This is a genomic window from Psychromonas algicola, from assembly GCF_004378355.1.
Classification (GTDB): domain Bacteria; phylum Pseudomonadota; class Gammaproteobacteria; order Enterobacterales; family Psychromonadaceae; genus Psychromonas.
The window spans coordinates 1-916 of record NZ_SNUB01000073.1; the positions used below are offsets into that span (position 1 = coordinate 1).

At 40.3% G+C, this 916-nt stretch carries 1 protein-coding gene; it reads left to right on the forward strand.

Features of this window, described 5'->3' with window-relative positions; genetic code table 11:
* Window positions 1-578, forward strand: a 578-nt coding sequence (locus E2R67_RS16375; protein WP_134292015.1) for an IS110 family RNA-guided transposase, incomplete at its 5' end; no start/stop codon positions are given.
* Window positions 579-916: the final 338 nt, after the last annotated feature.

Genomic DNA, 916 nt, shown 5'->3' on the forward strand with positions numbered 1-916 from the left:
TTGGCGTTGGAATTTCAACCTTAATGAATGCCATTCCCGGCATCCTTGAAGATGCGGAAAATGAATTAACAACGATTGCCCGGTCATTTATGTTGAGGTTATATAGAAACATAAAACGAGTCAGCTCCCAAGTTGAAGAAGTTAAAGCGCAGTTGCATGAACTAATTAAAGATAAAGAAAATTATACTTTATTACAAAGCATTCCAGGTATTGGGCCAATAACGGCCGCAGCGTTAATGGCTTCCGTAGGTGATGCGAATGCTTTTAAAAATGGACGCCAATTAGCAGCATGGATTGGATTAACGCCGACACAATATGCCAGTGGTGAAACCAATCGGATGGGGAAAATAAGTAAACGAGGTAATAGCTCGCTTAGAAAGTATCTCATTCATGGCGCTCGCACTGTGCTTAATTGGTGCGATAAAAAAGACGATGTACTGAGTTATTGGTTACAGAAACTCAAAGAGCGAATGCATGGTTGTAAAGTCGTCGTTGCGTTAGCCAATAAGCTTGCCAGAATCATTTGGTCGGTACTAACTAGCAAACAGCCATTTGATGTGAGCAAAGCGTGCGCGTAAAAAGAGCTAAAGAGCAGTAATCACTAAAAACACTTAATTTAATTAACCCGCAATACTAAACGGTAATAGGCATTGATGATTTAAAATGGTTTTGTCTTACTCGGAACCTCAGCTGGACTTCTGCCTTTAAGGCATCGTGGGTGCAAAGGCGAGTAAGACTTCTTCTGGAATTCAGGAGGGCGCGGCTTCCCATTAAGTAGCCATTAAGACGCCGGATATATGTCAAGAAACCGTTATCTCAATCATGTAAAAAGCAGTTTAGGCAAAGGTGAATTATCGATTAAACGATACAGTACAAAAAACAAGTTTAACCAGAAAGGTTATCCCTTAATAATGAA